Origin of the sequence: Novosphingobium sp. HR1a, from assembly GCF_015594425.1 — a bacterium.
GTDB classification, from domain to species: domain Bacteria; phylum Pseudomonadota; class Alphaproteobacteria; order Sphingomonadales; family Sphingomonadaceae; genus Novosphingobium; species Novosphingobium resinovorum_A.
Window position 1 is genome coordinate 78448 of the sequence record NZ_JABXWS010000077.1, and the last position, 20131, is coordinate 98578.

Sequence of the window (20131 nt, forward strand, 5' to 3'; positions counted from 1 at the left end):
GACTTGAAACCGACGACCAAGGCCGGACTGCTTGCCGGCGCATTCGCGCTGATGCCGGTCCCGATGCTGGCTCATGCCGCCGAAACCGATAACGCCGACGATCCGATCGTCGTCACCGGCAAGGGCGGCGCCTACAACGCCACCCGCTCGAACAGCGCGACACGCACCGACACGCCGCTCCTCGAAGTGCCGCAGTCGGTGACGGTACTGACCCGGCAGGTCGTGGAGGACCTTCAGGCCAACCGCGTCGAGGACGTACTGGCCTATGCGGGCGGCATCACGCGCGGCAACAACTTCGGCGGCACCGGCCTGACCGACTACAACCTGCGTGGCTTCACCCCATCTGAGTATTTCCGCAACGGTTTCCCGATGAACCGCGGCTATCCGCCTGCGCCCGATTCGATCGCGGTGGAGCGCGTGGACGTGCTGCGCGGCCCGGCCGCCCTGCTTTACGGCCGCGGCGATCCGGGTGGCACCTTCAACATCGTCTCGCGCGTGCCTTCGGATCGGACGGCGCAGACTGTCAGCGGCCGGATCGACAGCTTCGGCGGATGGCGCGGCACCGTGGATGCCACCGGCCCTGTCGATAGCGGTCGGACCGTACGCTATCGCCTTGGCGCGGCGGTGGAAGGCGGTGACACCTTCCGCGACCATGTCCAGTCCGACCGCATCGTGGTTGCCCCTGTGGTCGCCTGGGATGCCTCCTCTGACCTGACCTTCACGCTTGGCGGCGAATTGGTGCAGGTTAAGACACCGCTCGATCGCGGCAATCCCGCCTTCCGCAACCAGCTTGCGATCGCCATCCCTTCCTCCCGGTTCTTCGGAGAGCCATCGGTTGGCCGCTGGCGCGTGCGTAACGGGCTCGGCAACATCGTCGCCGACTACAAGCTGGGCCGGGACTGGAAGCTGCGTGCGGGGATGCAATATTACAACGGCGAACTGGGCGGCCCCGGCATCCAGGCCTCCAGCGTGCGCGCCGATGGCCGCACCCTGGTGCGGACCTACAGCGAACGGACGCTGAGATGGCGTGATCTCGATGCGCAGGTCAACCTGACCGGCAAATTCGCCTCCGGCACGATCGAGCACGAAGTGCTGCTGGGCGCCGAATTCGAGGCGTTTCACTACACCGAGGTCATCCGCAATTCGAGCCCGACGCTCTCGCCCTTCACGATCGACATCTTCGCCCCGGTCTACGGATCGGCCATACCGCCGCTTAATGGCAGCTTCACCAGCATCCGCACGCAGACGCGGACCTTCGCCGGCTACGCTCAGGATCAGCTATCGTTGCTGCCCTGGCTGAAGGTGCTGGTCGGCGGACGGCTCGAAAGATTCGAGAGCGACAACCTCAACCTGCGTAATGGCGTGACTTCCGCCTTCAGACAGACGGTGTTCACCCCGCGCCTCGGCACTGTCTTTGTGCTCAGCCCGCAAGTCTCGCTCTACGGCAGCTATGCGCGCTCCAACAAGCCGAACACGGCCGCTGATGTGAACGGCAATGTGCTAGATCCCGAGCGGGGCACCAGCTACGAGGCGGGCGTGAAGCTCGAACTGCTGGACGGCACCCTGAGCGCGACGGCGGCGCTGTTCCACACGACCAAGCAGAACGTTGCAACCACCGACCCGGACAACCTCGATTACAGCATTGCCGCAGGTGAAGTGCGCAGCCGGGGCATCGACATCTCCATCACCGGCAACATCACGCGCGCCTGGCGCGTGGTGGGTGGTTATGCCTTCGCCGATTCCGAGGTGACGAAGGACAACCGTCTTCCGTTAGGGCAGCGTCTTCCCAACACGCCGCGCCATTCGGCCAGCCTGCTCAATGTCTACGAGTTTCAGGACGGTGCCCTCGCGGGCTTGGGTGCAGGCGCGGGCGTCACGTATCTGGGCGGACGCATAGCAGGCACGGCGGCCACCGCGCCCTATATCCGGCCTTACGCCACGGTGAACCTGCTCGCCTATTATCCGCTCGCAGAGAACGTGAAGCTGCAGGTCAACGTCAACAACCTGCTCGACAAGAAGTACGCCGAGCGCGGCTTCGGCAGCAATCTTTATCCGGGCGCCCCCTTGAGCGCCGTCGCCAGCATCACGGTTGGCCTGTGATGCTTGAGCCTGTGATGCGGGGCGCAACCCCTGTCTCCGGCCGAGACCTCCACCATGCCCTCGATCGAACCAAAGCAAGGATGTGCACGATGAAAACCGCGTTGAATGCCACGATCCTCACCTCGCTCCTCACGCTCTGCACCGTACCTGCCCAAGCCCATGGTATCTACCTGACCGAACGCTCGAAGCAGATCGTGCTCGTCTATGGCGAAGGCGCCGACGACATGGACATGGTAAAGCGCGAGCCGCTGATCGACACGGTCGCCGCCTTTGATGCCGAGGGCACGTCGATCAAGGTGTTGCACCGGGTCTCGGGCCTCGCCATGCTCGTCGAAACCGAAGTCAAACCCGCCTTCGTCACCGCCGTTCTGCAGAACGGCGTGTGGTCGCGCATGAAGGGCGGCGAGTACGAAAAGAAGGGCCTCGACGAGATGCCCGGCGCCGAAATCTCGACCAACAACATCAAGTATGCAGTGCGGATCCAGGGCAAACTGATGGGCAGCATACCGGCGTTGCCCGGCCAGACGCTTCAGATCGTGCCGGTAGGCCCGATCCCGAAGCTGCTGGGGCAGAAGCTGAAGTACAAGGTTCTCTTCCAGGGGCAGCCGGTGGCCGGGGCCCATCTCATCGCTGACTTCGTGAATGACCCGGACGCGAAGGAGGTCGTGACCGGCACCGACGGCACCGTAACGCTCGTCGTGCGTAACCAAGGCCTCAATGTCATTCATGCCGTCTATAACGGACCTAGCGACAACCCGACCAAGTACCGCAATGTCGAACTCACGGCGACGCTCAGCTTCACGCTGGAACACAAGCCGGAATGATACTTGCGTCCGGCCGCTCGACCGTCATGGTCGGGCGGTTGGATCTCGTTTGCGTGCTTACCGGCGACAACCAGTGAGCATGGAGAATGTGGCATTGCGAGACGCTGGCGTCAGTGGCCATCCTTGCCCAGACGCGCATCTTCTTCGCGCCAGTCGCAAATGACCTGAGGAGCGCCCAGCAGGCGCTCAACCTGCGATACCGAATAGGTCGGCACCGATACGATCTGCCCCTTACGGATACTCACGGATCCACTGGGGGTAAGACGACCGTCCTTGGTCCAGCGCACGCGTTCCTTGTTGGTGAGCGGCAGCACCGCAAGAAGTTCCTTAGGCGTAAGCGGTCGTTTGGCCAGTTCGACCAGACGGCCCATCAGATCAGCCAGATCGACTGAATCGGGTCCGCAGTCAGGCGCCAAGATGACGAACGCCTCGTTCAGCGCACGCCACTCGATCCGCGCACGCGGCCAGAACGCGGCACGTACGAAACGCTTCGCCTGCCCCCTTCGCAAACCCAAGGCAACATGATCCTCAAAACATCGCCCGAAGGACAGTCGCCATCCATCGCCGTCCACGCGCCAGCGCAGTTCTGCAGATATGCGGGCGAGACGAGAGTGTGCAGGCGCGTACCCACAGTAACCGCCATGGGGGGACAGTTGCATTGCGGCAGACATGGCAGTCGAACGAACCCTTGACGGAGAAGACCCGCACGTCGTTGAGCGGCGGCCTGATGCCCGGTCACCTGCACGGCGTCCCCGGTCACGTCTGCTCCATGGACTTGAGGATCACCGCTGTGACGGCGAACCTGCTTGAGCATTTCCAGATCTTGCCAATCAGCAATGCCGCAGCGGCGACCGCGATGTTCAGATCAAGAAACCATCATAGTTTTGCAGGTTCTCGAGGAGCTTTCCAGCCTTTCCTCACGTGTACCGCTCCTCGGCCAAGTACGAGCGCGGACTGCGTCGCTGACGGAATAGCCTCACATCGAAACCATCATATAAAGATATCTTTATATGATGGTTGACAGTTGGCTGGCGATGGTGTTGAGAGAGCGTGTCGAGGTTCCCCGCTTCAGGCATGACGGCGGGGCTAAGACGGGAAGCCGGTGGTGCCCTTCGGGGCAGAGTCCGGCGCTGCCCCCGCAACTGTAAGTGGCGAGTGGCGGTTCCATTTCGTGTCACTGAGCCTTGCACAAGGCTCGGGAAGGCCGGAACCGCCGCAATGACCCGCAAGCCAGGAGACCTGCCTTCGGCGCCATAACGTTCCTCGGACGGGGGTTCCTCCGGTGGATCGCGCTTGAAGCGTGGCCCGCAGTCTATCCGCCGTGTGGGCCGCTCCTACTTTGCGCGTTCTTCCTTCGATCCTTCCGCCCGGCCAAAGCAGGTGATCGGTCGATGTTTGCAATCCTGTCCCGCCCCTTCGCAAATCGACGAATGCGCCCGCGCGCCGTGTCATCGGGCTGAGCCCCGCCTGACGCGGCGCGCCGCAAATCCAGACCCATTCCCGAACCACAACGACGGACGGCGTTCGCGCCGGACCGCAGGACACCGTGCATGCCCGCAACACACGCCAACCCGACATTCCCACGCCCTCGCCTCACCCGTATCGCTTCCGGCGCGCCGCTGGCGCCCACGATCAGGCGATCTTCAGGACAACCGGCCATGACAGACGACGATCTCACATTCTCCATCAGCAGCATTCGCTTCGACGAGAATTATCGCCCCTCCGACAACACGCGGATCACGACGAACTTCGCCAATCTGGCCAGAGGCGAGCACCGCCAGGAAAACCTGCAGGCTGCCCTCAGGATGATCGACAACCGCTGCAACGATCTGGCGGATTGGGACAATCCCGAGGGTGACCGCTACCGGGTCGAGCTCGATATCGTCTCGGTCGAGATGCATGTTGCTGCGGGCGATGGCGGCGATGCCTTCCCGATGATCGAGATCCTGAAGCCGAGCATCATCGACCGAAAGACCGATACGTGCATCGCCGGGATCGCCGGGAACAATTTCTCGTCCTACGTGCGCGATTACGACTTCAGCGTGCTGCTGGCCGAGCATAACAAGGGACGGTCTACGTTCGCGACGCCGGAGGGCTTCGGCGATCTGCACGGCAACCTGTTCCGGCACTTCCTGGCCTCGCCTACATACCGGGACAATTTCGCGAAGCCTCCGGTCATCTGCCTGAGTGTCTCGAGCAGCCAGACCTACCATCGCACGGAAAACCGCCACCCGATCCTGGGGATCGAGTACCGGCAGAGCGCGTTCTCCTCCACCGACGAATACTTCGCGAAGATGGGCCTGCAGGCGCGCTACTTCATGCCTCGGGGCAGTGTCGCGCCGATGGCGTTCTATTTCACCGGCGATCTGGCAAGCGATTACACCAGCCTCGAACTGATCGGCACGATCAGCACGATGGAATCGTTCCAGAGGATCTACCGGCCCGAAATCTACAACGCCAATTCGGCTGCGGGGAAATGCTTCCGGCCCAGCCTGAACCATCAGGACTTCTCGTCCACCCGGATCGTCTACGACCGCGAAGAGCGCAGCCGCCTCGCCATCGAGCAGGGCCGGTTTGCGCAAGAGCACTTCATCCGGCCGTACCAGGCCGATCTGGACCGCTGGTCCGCCGGCTACGCCGCCAGCCACATCCTTTGACAAGACAGCACACAAGGTCATCCAACATGAAAACACTGTTGCCCACTTTGACCGCTGGCAGTCTGCCCAAGCCCTCTTGGCTGGCCGAGCCCGAGAAACTCTGGTCGCCCTGGAAGCTGGAAGGCGAGGAACTGGTCGCCGGCAAGCACGATGCGCTGCGCCTGGCCGTGGACGATCAGCGGCAGGCCGGGATCGACATCGTCGGCGATGGCGAACAGACCCGCCAGCACTTCGTTACGACATTCATCGAGCACCTGAGCGGCGTCGATTTCGAGAAGCGTGAGACGGTCAGGATCCGCAATCGCTACGATGCGAGCGTGCCTACGGTCGTCGGCGCGGTCGCCCGCCCGCAGCCGGTCTTCGTCGATGATGCCCGGTATCTGCGCACGCAGACCGATCAGCCCATCAAATGGACGCTGCCCGGCCCGATGACGATGATCGATACGCTCTACGATGCCCATTACCGCAGCCGGGAAAAGCTGGCCTGGGAATTCGCCACGATCCTCAACCAGGAGGCCAGGGAACTGGAGGCGGCAGGCATCGACATTATCCAGTTCGACGAGCCCGCGTTCAACGTCTTCTTCGAAGAGGCCAACGACTGGGGGATCGCCACGCTGGAGAGGGCTGCCGAAGGGCTGAAATGCGAAACGGCGGTCCACATCTGCTACGGGTACGGCATCAAGGCGAACACCGACTGGAAGAAGACCCTGGGGGCGGAATGGCGGCAGTACGAACAGACCTTCCCGAATCTCCAAAAGTCGAAGATCGATATCGTATCGCTAGAATGCCATCACTCGCGGGTTCCGTTGGACCTCATCGAACTGATCCGCGGGAAGAAGGTCATGGTCGGGGCCATCGATGTGGCCAGCGACACCATCGAAACGCCCGAAGAGGTGGCCGATACCCTGCGCAGGGCCCTGCAGTTCGTGGAAGCTGACAAGCTCTACCCGTCCACCAACTGCGGCATGGCCCCGCTGCCCCGCGCCGTGGCTCGAGGCAAACTGAACGCGCTTGGCGCTGGCGCGCGGATCGTCAGAGAGGAACTCGCCGGCTGAACGAGCCGCAGGGCTCGTCCGGGAACCGGACGGGCTCTGACAAGGCTCCTTGGCGTTGGACCCACTACGAATTCGCAACATTCGCGGGTTTGCACGGAAGGCCTTCGCAACCTTCCCGCTTTCAGGGGTTTGTCCCGCGCCCGGCGCGTGGTTGGCTGTCTTCGCAAAGGAGATACCACCATGCCCACTGCCCATGCCCTGCCCGCGGACACCCCATCGACCCGGCTGTGCGAAATGGTCTTTCCCGAACAGGCCAACCACTATGGCACGCTGTTCGGTGGCACTGCGCTCAGCCTGCTGGGCAAGGCTGCCTTCATCGCCGCAAGCCGCCATGCCCGCGCGGCGGTGGTGATGCGAACCTCGGAAAAGATCGAGTTCCGCCACCCGGTCCGAGTCGGACAACTCGTCGAACTGCACGCCTACGTCGTGCGCGAAGGGTGCTCGTCGCTGACGGTCGAAGTGGAGATGACCGCCGAGGGGCTCATCAGCGGCGAACGCTCGCTCGCGGTAAAAGGCCGTTTCGAGATGGTCTGCGTCGACGAGCACGGCAAGTCACGCCCCATCCGTCAGAACGCGGCCGCAGCCTGAATTCGCAAAGTTTGCAGATTTGCAGAAATCCGTCCGCAAGTCTTCGCCTTTTCAGCCATTTTCACAGGCGGCGGCGCTGCCGATAAGAGGCCCATGAACCACGCCTATCGCAAGCCCTTCCCTGGAACGTCAGCTGGAACCGCCGTCGATTATTTCGACACGCGCGCCGCCGTCGAGGGCATCCGCCCCGGCGCTTATAGCGGCCTTCCCTACGTTTCCCGGGTGCTCGCCGAGCAGTTGGTGCGCCGCTGTGATCCGGCGCTGCTGAGCGATGCGCTGACCCAGATTGTCGAGCGCAAGCGCTATCTCGACTTCCCCTGGTATCCCGCGCGCGTCGTATGCCACGACATCCTCGGCCAGACCGCGCTGGTCGATCTTGCCGGCCTGCGCGACGCCATCGCCGACCAGGGCGGCGATCCGGCCAAGGTCAATCCGGTGGTGCCCACGCAGCTGATCGTCGACCACTCGCTCGCTGTCGAATATGGCGGCTTCGATGCAGCCGCCTTCGACAAGAACCGGGCGGTAGAAGATCGCCGCAACGAAGATCGCTTCCACTTCATCGAATGGACCAAGAGCGCCTTCGAGAACGTCGATGTGATCCCGGCGGGCAACGGCATCATGCACCAGATCAATCTGGAGAAGATGTCGCCCGTCATTCAGGTGCGCGATGGCGTCGCGTTTCCGGATACCTGCGTGGGCACGGACAGCCATACGCCGCACGTCGATGCGCTGGGCGTCATCGCCATCGGCGTCGGCGGGCTGGAAGCCGAGACGGTGATGCTGGGCCGCGCCTCGATGATGCGCCTCCCCGATATCGTTGGCGTGCGCCTCACCGGGCAACGCCAGCCGGGTATAACCGCCACCGACATCGTCCTCGCCATTACCGAGTTCCTGCGCCAGAGCCGCGTCGTCGGCGCATGGATCGAGTTCTTCGGAGAAGGCGCCGACAGCCTCTCGATCGGCGACCGCGCGACAATCTCCAATATGTGCCCGGAATACGGCGCCACCGCTGCGATGTTCCACATCGACAGCCAGACCATCGACTACCTGCTGCTGACGGGCCGCGATCCCGATCATGTCCGGCTGGTCGAGGACTATGCAAAGCTGACCGGCCTTTGGGCCGACGACCTGCGCAATGCCGAATACGAACGGGTGCTGGAGTTCGACCTTTCAACCGTCGTGCGCAACATGGCTGGCCCCTCAAACCCGCACCGCCGCCTGCCGACCTCGGCGCTGGAGGAGCGCGGCATCGCCGTCGATCTCGACAAGGCGGTGGCGCAGGAGCGCGATGGGCTGCTGCCCGATGGCGCCGTCGTGATCGCCGCGATCACCAGCTGCACCAACACCTCCAACCCGCGCAATGTCGTGGCGGCGGGTCTTGTCGCGAAGAAGGCCAATGCGCTGGGCCTCACGCGCAAGCCGTGGGTCAAGACTTCCTTCGCACCCGGATCGAAGGTCGCACGCCTCTATCTGGAGGAATCCGGCCTGCTGCCGGAGCTGGAAGCGCTGGGCTTCGGCATCGTCGCCTATGCCTGCACCACCTGCAACGGCATGTCGGGCGCGCTCGATCCGGCGATCCAGAACGAGATCATCGAACGCGATCTCTACGCCACCGCCGTCCTTTCGGGGAACCGCAACTTCGACGGGCGCATCCACCCTTATGCTAGGCAAGCATTCCTTGCCTCGCCGCCGCTGGTCGTCGCCTATGCGATAGCGGGGACGATACGCTTCGATATCGAGAACGACGTGCTGGGCGTGGTGGATGGCAAGGACATCCGCCTTGCCGACCTGTGGCCCAGCGACGAGGACATCGACGCGATCGTCGCCGCCTCAGTGAAGCCGCAGCAGTTCCGCGACGTCTACGACCCGATGTTCGCGCCACGCGCGCGTGACGAGGCCAGCCCGCTCTACGACTGGCGGCCGCAATCCACCTATATCCGCCGCCCGCCTTATTGGGATACCGAAGGCGTCGGCGCGCTGGCCGCGTTCCCGCGCACGCTCAAGGCCATGCGCCCGCTGGCGATCCTGCCCGACAACATCACCACTGACCACCTCTCGCCCTCGAATGCGATCCTCGCGAGTTCGGCGGCGGGCGAATACCTCGCGCGGATGGGGCTGCCGGAGGAGGACTTCAACTCCTACGCCACGCACCGCGGCGATCACCTGACCGCCATGCGGGCGACCTTCGCCAACCCGCAGCTGGTCAACGAGATGGCGGTGGTGGACGGCGCGGTGAAAAAGGGCTCTCTCGCCCGCGTCGAGCCCGACGGCAAAGTGACGCGCATGTGGGAAGCGATCGAGACCTATCTGGAGCGCCGCCAACCCCTGATCATCGTGGCAGGGGCCGATTACGGCCAGGGCTCCTCGCGCGACTGGGCGGCCAAGGGCGTGCGGCTGGCGGGCGTAGAAGCCATCGTCGCCGAAGGGTTCGAGCGCATACACCGCACCAACCTGATCGGCATGGGCGTGCTGCCGCTGGAGTTTCAGCCCGGCACCACTCGCCTGACGCTGGGCCTTGATGGCACCGAAACGTATGATGTGGAGGGCGAGCGCCGCCCGCGCGCCACGCTGACGCTGGTGATCCGCCATGCCGACGGTGCGGCGACGCAGGTTCCCGTAACCTGCCGCCTCGATACGGCCGAGGAAGTCTCGATCTACGAAGCGGGCGGCGTGCTGCAGCGCTTTGCCGCCGACTTCCTCGCTTCCGAAGCGGAAACCGTCTGATGGGCCAGATCGCCATTCCGGCCACGTACATGCGCGGCGGCACCAGCAAGGGCGTGTTCTTCCGCCTCGAAGACCTGCCCGAAGCCGCGCGCGTTCCCGGCCAAGCTCGCGACCGCCTGTTCCAGCGCGTGATCGGCAGCCCCGACCCCTACGGCGCCCAGATCGACGGCATGGGCGGCGCGACCTCCAGCACCAGCAAATGCGTGATCCTCTCGCCCAGCACGCGCGAAGGGCACGACGTGGACTACCTCTATGGGCAGGTCTCCATCGACACCGATTTCGTGGACTGGTCTGGCAATTGCGGCAACCTTTCGACCGCCGCCGGGGCTTTCGCGATCCATGCGGGTTATGTCGCAGCCGGACCTGACGGGGTGCGCACCGTGGGCATCTGGCAGGCCAATATCGGCAAGACCATCATCGCGCATGTCCCCGTCAGCGGCGGCGCAGTGCTGGAAACCGGCGACTTCGAGCTGGACGGCGTGACCTTTCCCGCCGCCGAGATCGTGCTGGAATTCGTCGATCCCGCCGATGAGGGTGAGGATGGCGGCGCCATGTTCCCGACTGGCAATCTGGTCGATGAACTCGACGTGCCCGAGGCCCTCGTCGCAGGCGGCAAGCTACGCGCCACGCTCATCAACGCCGGCATCCCGACGATCTTCGTCGATGCCGAAGCCATCGGCTACACCGGCACCGAACTGCGCGAGGCGATCAACACGGACGCCGCCGCGCTGGCGCGGTTCGAGGCGCTGCGCACGATCGGTGCGCTGAAGATGGGTCTCATCAAGACGCCCGAGGAAGCCGCCAGGCGCCAGCACACGCCCAAGATTGCCTTCATCGCCTCGCCGGTGGAATATGTCACGTCCAGCGGCAAGACCGTTGCCGCAGGCGAGATCGACCTGCTCGTCCGGGCCTTGTCGATGGGCAAGCTGCACCATGCGATGATGGGCACCGCATCCGTCGCCATCGCCGCTGCCGCCGCCGTGCCGGGCACGCTGGTCAACCTCGCGGCGGGCGGCGGCAAGCGCCGGTCCGTCACGTTCGGCCACCCCTCGGGCACCCTGCGCGTCGGGGCGGAAGCCCGGCAGGTGGACGGCCAGTGGACCGTCGCACGCGCGATCATGAGCCGCAGCGCCCGCATCCTCATGGAAGGCAGCGTTCGCGTGCCTGCCGACGTTCTCGAAGGAGGTGCGAAATGATCTCCAACCGTCCCGAGAAGGGTCTCGATCTGCTGGGCGCGATGGTCAGCGCCGCCGCCGATCGTGCTTCGGCTCATCTGCCCGGCACGATCCGCTGCGCCCGGTGCGAACAGGTCCAGTTGAACGAGGGCTTCTCCACACCCGACGTCGATCTCGAGACCTGGTCGGTCAGCGCTGACCATCAGGCGATCGTCGTCTCCGTCTTCGCCACCGCGCCGCAGGACGGCGGCGGGCGCACCATGGCCGCCAGCGGCCGCTTCACTTTCACCACGCTCACGCACAAACGGGAATACGCCGCATGAACGCCGAGACTCCCTTCAAGCCCAAGAAGTCCGTCGCCCTCTCGGGCGTCGCTGCAGGCAACACCGCGCTGTGCACCGTCGGCAAGACCGGCAACGACCTGCACTATCGCGGCTACGACATCCTCGAATTCGCGGAAACCGCCGAGTTCGAGGAGATCGCCCATCTGCTGGTCCATGGCGAACTGCCGACCGCGCCGCAGCTTGTCGCCTACAAGGCCAAGCTGAAGGGCCTGCGGGGCCTGCCCCACTCGGTGAAATCGGCGCTGGAAGCGATCCCCGCCGCCGCACATCCAATGGACGTGATGCGCTCGGGCGTCTCGGCGCTGGGCTGCGTGCTGCCCGAGACCCACGACCACAACCTGCCCGACGCGCGCGACATTGCCGACCGGCTGATGGCCTCGCTCGGCTCGATCCTGCTCTACTGGTATCACTTCACACACCACGGTCGCCGGATCGAGGTGGAAACGGGCGACGACAGCATCGGCGGCCATTTCCTCCACCTGCTGCACGGCAGACCCGCACCGGAAAGCTGGGTGCGCGCGATGCACACCTCGCTGATCCTCTATGCCGAGCATGAGTTCAACGCCTCGACCTTCACTGCGCGCGTCATCGCGGGCACCGGCTCTGACATGTATTCCTGCATCGCCGGCGCCATCGGCGCGCTGCGCGGTCCCAAGCACGGCGGCGCCAACGAAGTCGCCTACGAGATCCAGAAGCGCTACGCGACCGCCGACGAGGCCGAGGCCGACATCCGTCGCCGGGTGGAGGCCAAGGAAGTGGTGATCGGCTTCGGCCACCCGGTCTACACGATCTCCGACCCGCGCAACGTCGTCATCAAGCGCGTCGCCAAGGACCTTGCCGACGAAGCCGGTGCCCAGCGCCAGTTTGCGGTGGCCGAGCGGATCGAAAGCGTGATGTGGGACGCCAAGTCGATGTTCCCCAACCTCGACTGGTTCTCTGCGGTATCCTACAACCTGATGGGCGTGCCGACTGCGATGTTCACCCCGCTCTTCGTGATCGCCCGCACCTCGGGCTGGGCCGCGCATGTGATCGAGCAGCGCGTGGACAATAAGATCATCCGCCCCTCGGCCAACTACACTGGCCCCGAGAACCTGACTTTCGTGCCGCTTGCCCAGCGCAGCGAAGCGGCCTGAGGAGAACCCATGCCCTACCTTCTCGCTGACGACCTTCCCACCGAACCCGCCGGCAAGCGCTTCCGCGCCGCGCTGGAGCGGCCTGGCATCTATCGCCTGCCCGGCGCGCACAACGGCCAGGCCGCGATCCAGGCCCGCAATGCCGGGTTCGATGGCTTGTACCTCTCGGGCGCGGCGATGACCGCCTCGATGGGTCTGCCCGACCTTGGCATCATCACCGTGGACGAAGTCGCCTTCTTCATCCGCCAGATCGTGCGCTCCTCCGGCCTGCCGCTGCTGGTCGACGGCGACACCGGCTATGGCGAGGCGCTCAACGTCATGCACATGGTCCGCACCTTCGAGGAAGCCGGCGCGGGCGCGGTCCATCTGGAGGACCAGATCCTGCCCAAGAAGTGCGGGCACCTCAACGGCAAGGCGCTCGTCTCCCCCACCGACATGGCCGCCAAAGTCGCCGCCGCCAAGAAGGCGAGCCGCGACATCGTGATCGTCGCGCGCACCGATGCCGCCGGGGTCGAAGGCTTCGATGCGGCGCTGGAACGCGCGAGGATCTACGTCGAGGCGGGCGCCGACGCGATCTTTCCTGAAGCGCTCAATACCCGCGCAATGTTCGAGAAGTTCGCCGCCGCGATGCCGGGCGTGCCGCTGCTCGCCAACATGACCGAGTTCGGCAAGACGCCGTTCTACACCGCCGACGAATTCGAGGCGATGGGCTACAAGATGGTGATCTGGCCGGTCTCCTCGCTGCGCGTCGCCAACAAGGCGCAGGCGAAACTCTACGCCGCGATTGCCAAGGACGGCGGCACCCACGCGATGGTCGATGCCATGCAGACCCGCGCCGAACTCTACGAGACGATCGGTCTTCACGACTACGAAGAGCTCGACGCATCGATCGTCAAGACGATCGTGCCCGAGGCGATCCCGCAGGTCTAAACTCCTTCAGCCCTGCGACATCGCTGCGCTGGACGGTTCTTCGATCCCGACGGGTCGGAGGGCCGTCTATCGGCGCGCCTGACAAGGACACACAGGATTTTCCATGACCGCCACCGGAAACGATACTCTGGGCACCCGTGACACCCTGACCGCCGGGGGACAGGACTACGCCTACTACAGCCTGCCCCGCGCGGCCGAGCAACTGGGCGACATCAGCCGCCTGCCGTTCAGCCTCAAGGTGCTGCTGGAAAACCTGCTGCGCTTCGAGGACGGCGCCTCGATCACAGTGGACGATATCCGCGCGCTGGTCGAATGGCAGGTCGAACGCCGCTCCAGCCACGAGATCCAGTACCGTCCGGCGCGCGTGCTGATGCAGGACTTCACCGGCGTACCCTGCATGGTCGACCTTGCCGCCATGCGCGACACGATGAACCGCTGGGGCGCGGACGCCACGCGGATCAACCCGCAAGTGCCGATCCACCTCGTCATCGACCATTCGGTCATGGCGGACGAGGCGAGCAACCCGCGCGCCTTCGACCGCAACGTAGAGATCGAGTACGAGCGCAATGCCGAGCGCTACGCCTTCCTCAAGTGGGGCGCGAGCACGCTCGACAACCTCAAGGTCGTCCCGCCCGGCACCGGCATTTGCCACCAGGTCAACCTCGAGCACATCGCCCAGACCGTCTGGACCAGCGAGGACGCGGACGGCTTGCCCGTCGCCTACCCTGACACATGCGTTGGCACCGACAGCCACACCACCATGGTCAGCGGCCTTGGCGTGCTGGGCTGGGGCGTGGGCGGGATCGAGGCCGAGGCGGCGATGCTGGGCCAGCCGGTCTCGATGCTGATCCCCGACGTCGTCGGCTTCCGCCTGATCGGCGCTCTGCCCGAGGGCGTGACCGCGACCGACCTCGTCCTCACCGTCACGCAGATGCTGCGCAGGCACGGCGTGGTCGGCCGCTTCGTCGAGTTCTGCGGCCCCGGCCTCGATGTCCTGCCGCTGGCCGACCGCGCCACGATCGCCAACATGGCGCCCGAATACGGCGCGACCTGCGGCTTCTTCCCGGTGGACGAGGCGACGCTGACATACCTGCGCCTCACCGGCCGCGATCCCGCGCGCGTCACACTGGTCGAGGCTTACGCCAAGGCGCAGGGCCTGTGGCGCGATGCCGCCAGCCCCGAGCCGATGTTCACCGACATGCTGGAACTCGATCTTGCCACCGTGCTACCCTCGGTCGCCGGGCCGCGCCGCCCGCAGGATCGCGTACTGCTCAAGGACGCCGCCGAGGGCCTGCGCGCCGAACTGACCAGTGGCTACGGAAAGGCCGGGGAACTGGCCACCCGCGTGCCCGTAAACGGCAAAGACTTCACCCTCGGGCACGGCGACATCACTATCGCCGCGATCACCAGCTGCACCAACACCTCGAACCCTTCGGTCCTCGTCGCCGCTGGTCTCGTCGCGCGCAAGGCGCGGGCGCTGGGCCTCGTGCCCAAGCCCTGGGTGCGCGCCACGCTCTCGCCGGGCAGCCAGGTCGTCACCGACTATCTGATCCGCTCGGGGCTGCAGGACGATCTCGACGCGCTGGGCTTCGCGCTGACCGGCTACGGCTGCATGATCTGCATCGGCAATTCCGGCTCGCTCGATGCCCCCATCAGCGAGGCGATCAACGCCAAAGGTCTCGTCACCGCCGCCGTGCTCTCGGGCAACCGCAACTTCGAGGGCCGTATCTCGCCCGACGTGCGCGCCAACTACCTAGCCTCGCCGCCGCTGGTGGTCGCTTATGCGCTGCTGGGCAGCGTGGCGCGCGACATCACCACCGAGCCGCTCGGCACCGGCAGCGACGGGCAGCCTGTCTACCTGAAGGACGTGTGGCCCACCAACGCCGAAGTCGCCGGAACCATCGCCGCCTCAATCGACGCCGAGTTGTTCGCCGCCCGCTATGCCGACGTCTACGAAGGCGACGAGCGCTGGAAGGCGCTGGAAGTGAAGACTGGCGAAACCTACGAGTGGCCCACATCCTCTACCTACATCGCCGAACCGCCGTTCTTCAAAGGACTGGAGCGCCGGCCCGCCCCGGTGAGGGACATCATCGCCGCGCGCTGCCTTGCCGTGTTCGGCGATTCGATCACCACCGACCACATCTCGCCCGCAGGTTCGATCAAGCCGAGTTCGCCCGCAGGACGCTGGCTGCAGGAACATCAGGTGCTGCCGCAGGACTTCAACAGCTACGGCTGCCGCCGCGGCAATCATGAGATCATGATGCGCGGCACTTTCGCCAATATCCGCATCCGCAACGAGATGATGGGCGGCATCGAGGGCGGCATGACCCTGCTGCGCAAGGCACCGCTGTCGATCTACGAAGCGGCGATGCGCTACAAGGCCGCGAAAGTGCCGCTCGTGGTGGTCGCGGGCGCCGAGTACGGCACCGGTTCCTCGCGCGACTGGGCGGCCAAGGGCACGGCGCTGCTGGGCGTGCGCGCCGTCATCGCCGAAAGCTTCGAGCGCATCCATCGCTCCAATCTCGTCGGCATGGGTGTGCTGCCGCTGCAGTTCGACGACGGCGTGACCCGCCATACGCTCGGCCTCAATGGCACCGAGAGCTTCACCATCCGGGGGTTGTCCGCACTGCAGCCGCGCCAGACCGTTGCCGTAGATGCCGAACGAAGCGACGGCGCCCGCCTGCGCTTCCTGACCCTGTGCCGCATCGATACCGCAGACGAACTGGCCTATTATCTGAACGGCGGCATCCTGCCCTATGTGCTTCGCAATCTGGCTGCCTGATCATGTCCTTACGGTTTTAACTCGACTTCTTCGCAATATCCGCCTTAAATGAGCATCATAGAGGAACCGAATTTGCGAAGTTCTGCGGACGTAAGTTCGATATTTTGCAAATTCTGCGAATAGAAAGACCATGCGTAAGGCATTTATGGGCGTGCGGCTGCGACGGCTGCGCGAGGAGCGTAATCTCAAGCAGGTCGAACTGGCCGGGGCACTGGGAATTTCCGCCAGCTATCTCAACCAACTCGAACAGAACCAGCGGCCGCTGACGGTGCCGGTACTGCTAAAGATCAATGCCGTGTTCGGTGTCGACGTGCAGTTGTTCTCCGAGGACGAGGAAGCGCGGCTCATCACTGATCTGCGCGATGCGCTATCCGATGGCACCGAAGCCGTCTCGGTCGCCGAAGTGCGCGAACTGGCCCTGAACATGCCCGCCGTGGGGCGCACTCTGGTCGCGCTCCATCGGCGTTATCGCGAAGCTGCCGAACGGTCGGAAGCGATGGCCGCGCAGCTTGGCGACGACTGGATTTCCGGCGGCCCCGCCCGAATGCCTTTCGAGCAGGTCCGTGATTTCTTCTACGCCCGGCACAACCACGTCGAACCGCTCGACGAAGCCGCCGAGCGTCTCTATCGCCGCGCCAGCCTCACCCCCCGCACGATCCAGGACGGCGTCGTCAAATGGCTGCGCGAGAAGCACGGCGTAGAGGTTGTGCGCGGCGACAGCGACACAGCGCAGCGCCGCTACGATCCACTGACCCGCACGCTGCATATCTCGGCTAACCTCAAGCCCGGCCAGCAGACGTTCCAGATGGCGACGCAACTGGCCTTCCTCGAATTGGGTGAGGAGATCGACCGCCTCGCAGATGATCGCGTTCTCGCCGGCGATGAAGCCCGGCGTTTGGCAAGGGTTGGGCTGGCCAACTACTTCGCGGGTGCGCTGATACTGCCCTATTCGGATTTCCTGGCAGCGGCGGAACAAGAAGCCTACGACATCGAGAAATTGGGCCGCCGCTTCGGCGTCGGGTTCGAGACGGTCTGCCATAGGCTGTCCACCCTGCAGCGTGCGGATGCACGCGGGGTGCCGTTCTTCTTCATCCGCGTGGACCGTGCCGGGAACATCTCCAAGCGCCAGTCGGCGACCGACTTCCACTTCTCGCGCGTGGGCGGCAGTTGCCCCTTGTGGAACGTCTACGAGGCTTTCGCGCAGCCCGGGCGTGTGCTCACGCAAGTCGCGCAGATGCCCGATGGCCGCACTTACCTGTGGGTGGCGCGCACGGTCGGCAGCGGCAACGCGGGCTACGGCGTTCCGGGCAAGACTTTCGCGGTAGGGCTGGGCTGCGATATCCGCCATGCCTCACGCCTAGTCTACTCACGCGGGCTCGACCTTGCCAACCCGGACATGGCGACGCCGATCGGCGCCGGTTGCAAGGTCTGCGAACGTCCTAACTGCCTGCAGCGGGCTTTCCCGCCGATCGGCCGCGCTGTAACGGTCGATGAGAACCGCAGCACGACTACGCCTTATCCCGTCGGCTAAAGCCTTTATTCGGCTTCAGGGATGAATTTCCGCTTTCTTGGGTCTATCACCCAAAGCTGCCTGACCAGAATCGGCCAGTCCAGGGCATTCAGAATGAGGAAGCTGCCGGTCCGCACCTGGGAGAGTAAAATTGGGCGTTGAGGGGCCGCAATGGGCAGGGCTTGGGACATTTCTGCCGTTCACCAGCGCCGTGTCGAACGGCAGATTTTGCCATAAAGCCGATATCCGGGGCCTGTCCCAACCCGCGCTGATCAACGATCATATCGATCATTGCCTCGTCTGCGCAGAGAAAGGCGAAGGGCCGCAACACGCGATCGACCAGTTCCGCGCGATCTCCAAATATTGGTGAACGGTCCCGCTTAGCCGCGCGCGATCGCGACGGCGCGGGCATAGCGGCGATCGACCTCTTCCCAGTCGAGATTGGCGAACCAGGCATCCACATATTTCGCGGCCTGGGGGCCGTAATCGATGTGGAAGCTATGCTCGTACATATCGAGCACGAGCAGCGGAATGCCGGCAGCCGGCGCGTGCATATGATCCCAGGACCCAGATGTCTACGCAGAGCATAGGGTACCTTAACGGACTGCGCATGGCTGTCATCAGCCTCAGATGCTTTTCCAGCCGTAGATAAGGTGCAGGTATCCTCCGTGATTGCTGGAGTCTGCGAGAGCGGCACCAGAACTGGCTCTGCCATCGCTCGCCCATGTTTTATGTTTAGCGGGACATCGTCACGGCCCACAGGATTCGCGCGTGCCTGATGACGTAATGGGAGGCGCAAGCGAAGTAGTAGCTTCGCGCAGTTTGCCTTCCATGCTATTCAGCCCCGCGCTCGCCCGAACTTTGTAGGCGCGTCAGGGGTGGGGCGCGGGATATTGCTAGCGGAATGATTGTAAGGCGGTTTGGTCAGCGGACAGGAAACGAGATATACTCGGTCGTCGTTGAGTGAAGGTTGAATTTCCCGAACGCTGCTGCCTTCTTCCGTTTATAAAAAATGGCTTTCTGATCAATTGTGATTTCTGTCGGACACATCTGTGATAGTTCGACGTCGTATGAAAGAACGTATTGCTGATTTCACAGACTTTTTGGCAGGCTAGTTAAACAAATTTGTAGCCTTTCTGGAAAGTGCGGGTCATCCGGTGGCCGCGCAATCGAAGTTTGTGAATCTCGCGCCGACCGACCCGAAGGTGTCCAACATAGCGCTGACCGGACCCTATGGGTCTGGAAAAAGTAGTATCATTCAATCCTTCATTGAAGAGATATCGCAGGCCGACGCTCCATATTTCCCTTGCGGCGTTCGTGCCTGAAGCGGATGCCGTAGGGGAAAAGTCAGCCCCCGAAAATTGAAAGAAGCATTCTCCAGCAGATGCTGTACGGCGCCGATGCCAGCAAGATGCCATTGTCTCGTTTCAAACGAATTCAATCGCCGGGTATTCTTCGATTTTCAAATCGCTGTATATAACACTCAGCCTATTCGCTATGACCTGCCCCCCGAAAGGTGCCTCATTCTGATGTAGAGTCTGTCCACGAGGAATGAGCAAACGCACGAGGAAGAGCCGTTTCACCGAGGCGCAGATTATCGGGATGATCAAGGAGCAGGAGGCTGGACTTCCGACGGTGGAGGTTTGCCGCAAGCATGGGCTGAGCACGGCGACCTTTTACAAGTTGAAGGCGAAGTACGGCGGTATGGAGGCTTCCGATGCCCATCGGTTGCGGCAATTGGAGGACGAGAACGGCAAGTTGAATCGGCTCTGGGCCGACAGCATGCTGGACAACGCGATCCTGAAGGACCTGCTGGGAAAAGGCTGACGAGGCCGGGCCAGCGGCGCGACGTGGCGCTCGGTGTGATGCGGGACTACCAGGTCTCACAGCGCCGGGCTTGCGTGCTGATTGGCGTCGATCCCAAGACGGTCAGGCGCGAACGCCCGCCGGACCACGGAGCCATCCGCGAAGCCATGCGGGAAATCGCAGGGCAGCGCCGTCTGTTCGGCTATCGCCGGATCGGCGTCATGCTGGGGCGCAAGGGCATGAGCATGAACCACAAGAAGCTCTACCGGCTATATCGGGAAGAAGGCTTGTCCGTGCGCCGACGGTGCGGCCGCGAGCGGGGCCGGGGCAGTCGGACGCCGGTGCAGGAGCGTGCCGGAATATTCAACCGTAAGACGCTCGTTATGAGCGAGGGACCGCCGGGGGGGGGCAGGTCACATCGCTTCCGCGATCGATCGGGGTCGCTGTGTTGTAACGCAGTCTCGAATCCATTCAAATGGCTGTGCTCTGGCCTGGGTAGCGAG

Annotated in this window: 17 protein-coding genes, 1 pseudogene and 1 riboswitch; of the genes and pseudogenes, 16 read left to right on the plus strand and 2 right to left on the minus strand. The window is 64.0% G+C overall.

Features of this window, described 5'->3' with window-relative positions; all coding sequences use genetic code 11:
* Window positions 1–3 precede the first annotated feature (3 nt).
* Complete coding sequence (locus HWN72_RS21015) at window positions 4–2100, plus strand: TonB-dependent siderophore receptor (protein ID WP_211151279.1); 2097 nt, start codon at window positions 4–6, stop codon at window positions 2098–2100.
* A gap of 89 nt (window positions 2101–2189) precedes the next feature.
* Window positions 2190–2924: a DUF4198 domain-containing protein gene (locus HWN72_RS21020; RefSeq protein ID WP_211151280.1), complete on the plus strand. Its 735-nt coding sequence runs from the start codon at window positions 2190–2192 to the stop codon at window positions 2922–2924.
* A 110-nt stretch (window positions 2925–3034) separates the two neighbouring features.
* On the opposite strand, the gene HWN72_RS21025 is transcribed toward HWN72_RS21020, so the two are convergent.
* Window positions 3035–3496 carry a hypothetical protein gene (locus tag HWN72_RS21025; RefSeq protein ID WP_172704937.1) on the minus strand — a complete coding sequence of 154 codons (462 nt, stop codon included), beginning with the start codon at window positions 3494–3496 and terminating at the stop codon, window positions 3035–3037.
* A gap of 467 nt (window positions 3497–3963) precedes the next feature.
* Window positions 3964–4186: riboswitch (cobalamin riboswitch) on the plus strand.
* 396 nt (window positions 4187–4582) lie between these two features.
* Here HWN72_RS21025 and HWN72_RS21030 point away from each other — a divergent pair.
* The 11 genes from HWN72_RS21030 (at window position 4583) to HWN72_RS31235 (ending at window position 18192) form a co-directional block, all read left to right on the plus strand.
* Complete coding sequence (locus HWN72_RS21030) at window positions 4583–5581, plus strand: DUF1852 domain-containing protein (RefSeq protein ID WP_008828371.1); 999 nt, start codon at window positions 4583–4585, stop codon at window positions 5579–5581.
* A gap of 26 nt (window positions 5582–5607) precedes the next feature.
* A complete protein-coding gene (locus HWN72_RS21035; protein WP_008828370.1) occupies window positions 5608–6636 on the plus strand; it encodes a methionine synthase in 1029 nt (342 codons plus the stop codon).
* A 180-nt stretch (window positions 6637–6816) separates the two neighbouring features.
* Window positions 6817–7224: an acyl-CoA thioesterase gene (locus tag HWN72_RS21040; RefSeq protein WP_008828369.1), complete on the plus strand. Its 408-nt coding sequence runs from the start codon at window positions 6817–6819 to the stop codon at window positions 7222–7224.
* A 93-nt stretch (window positions 7225–7317) separates the two neighbouring features.
* Window positions 7318–9948 carry a Fe/S-dependent 2-methylisocitrate dehydratase AcnD gene (acnD, locus tag HWN72_RS21045; protein WP_211151281.1) on the plus strand — a complete coding sequence of 877 codons (2631 nt, stop codon included), beginning with the start codon at window positions 7318–7320 and terminating at the stop codon, window positions 9946–9948.
* Window positions 9948–11144 carry a 2-methylaconitate cis-trans isomerase PrpF gene (gene prpF, locus HWN72_RS21050; RefSeq protein ID WP_008828367.1) on the plus strand — a complete coding sequence of 399 codons (1197 nt, stop codon included), beginning with the start codon at window positions 9948–9950 and terminating at the stop codon, window positions 11142–11144. The genes acnD and prpF overlap by 1 nt, the downstream gene beginning before the upstream one ends.
* The gene (locus tag HWN72_RS21055; RefSeq protein WP_008828366.1) at window positions 11141–11446 is read left to right on the plus strand and encodes a hypothetical protein; all 306 of its coding nucleotides are present in this window, start codon (window positions 11141–11143) and stop codon (window positions 11444–11446) included. Before prpF ends, HWN72_RS21055 begins: the two co-directional genes overlap by 4 nt.
* Window positions 11443–12600 carry a 2-methylcitrate synthase gene (gene prpC / locus HWN72_RS21060; RefSeq protein WP_211151282.1) on the plus strand — a complete coding sequence of 386 codons (1158 nt, stop codon included), beginning with the start codon at window positions 11443–11445 and terminating at the stop codon, window positions 12598–12600. The genes HWN72_RS21055 and prpC overlap by 4 nt, the downstream gene beginning before the upstream one ends.
* Before the next feature lie 9 nt (window positions 12601–12609).
* A complete protein-coding gene (gene prpB / locus HWN72_RS21065) occupies window positions 12610–13530 on the plus strand; it encodes a methylisocitrate lyase (protein WP_008828364.1) in 921 nt (306 codons plus the stop codon).
* Between the two features lie 103 nt (window positions 13531–13633).
* Window positions 13634–16312: an aconitate hydratase AcnA gene (gene acnA, locus HWN72_RS21070; RefSeq protein ID WP_211151283.1), complete on the plus strand. Its 2679-nt coding sequence runs from the start codon at window positions 13634–13636 to the stop codon at window positions 16310–16312.
* A gap of 130 nt (window positions 16313–16442) precedes the next feature.
* Complete coding sequence (locus HWN72_RS21075; RefSeq protein WP_211151284.1) at window positions 16443–17843, plus strand: short-chain fatty acyl-CoA regulator family protein; 1401 nt, start codon at window positions 16443–16445, stop codon at window positions 17841–17843.
* A 130-nt stretch (window positions 17844–17973) separates the two neighbouring features.
* Window positions 17974–18192: a hypothetical protein gene (locus HWN72_RS31235; RefSeq protein WP_248006198.1), complete on the plus strand. Its 219-nt coding sequence runs from the start codon at window positions 17974–17976 to the stop codon at window positions 18190–18192.
* 10 nt (window positions 18193–18202) lie between these two features.
* Here the strand turns inward: HWN72_RS31235 and HWN72_RS21085 are convergent, their stop codons facing one another.
* Window positions 18203–18376, minus strand: coding sequence for a Fe-Mn family superoxide dismutase (locus HWN72_RS21085; protein ID WP_211151285.1), 174 nt, complete (start codon window positions 18374–18376; stop codon window positions 18203–18205).
* 624 nt (window positions 18377–19000) lie between these two features.
* Here HWN72_RS21085 and HWN72_RS32045 point away from each other — a divergent pair.
* The 3 genes and pseudogenes from HWN72_RS32045 to HWN72_RS21090 all read left to right on the plus strand — a co-directional run.
* Window positions 19001–19147, plus strand: a complete 147-nt coding sequence (locus HWN72_RS32045; protein ID WP_375154535.1) for a hypothetical protein — start codon at window positions 19001–19003, stop codon at window positions 19145–19147.
* Window positions 19148–19182: 35 nt separating this feature from the next.
* Complete coding sequence (locus HWN72_RS32050) at window positions 19183–19302, plus strand: hypothetical protein (RefSeq protein ID WP_375154536.1); 120 nt, start codon at window positions 19183–19185, stop codon at window positions 19300–19302.
* A gap of 71 nt (window positions 19303–19373) precedes the next feature.
* A pseudogene (locus tag HWN72_RS21090) lies at window positions 19374–19972 on the plus strand (transposase); the annotation flags it as partial.
* Window positions 19973–20131 lie beyond the last annotated feature (159 nt).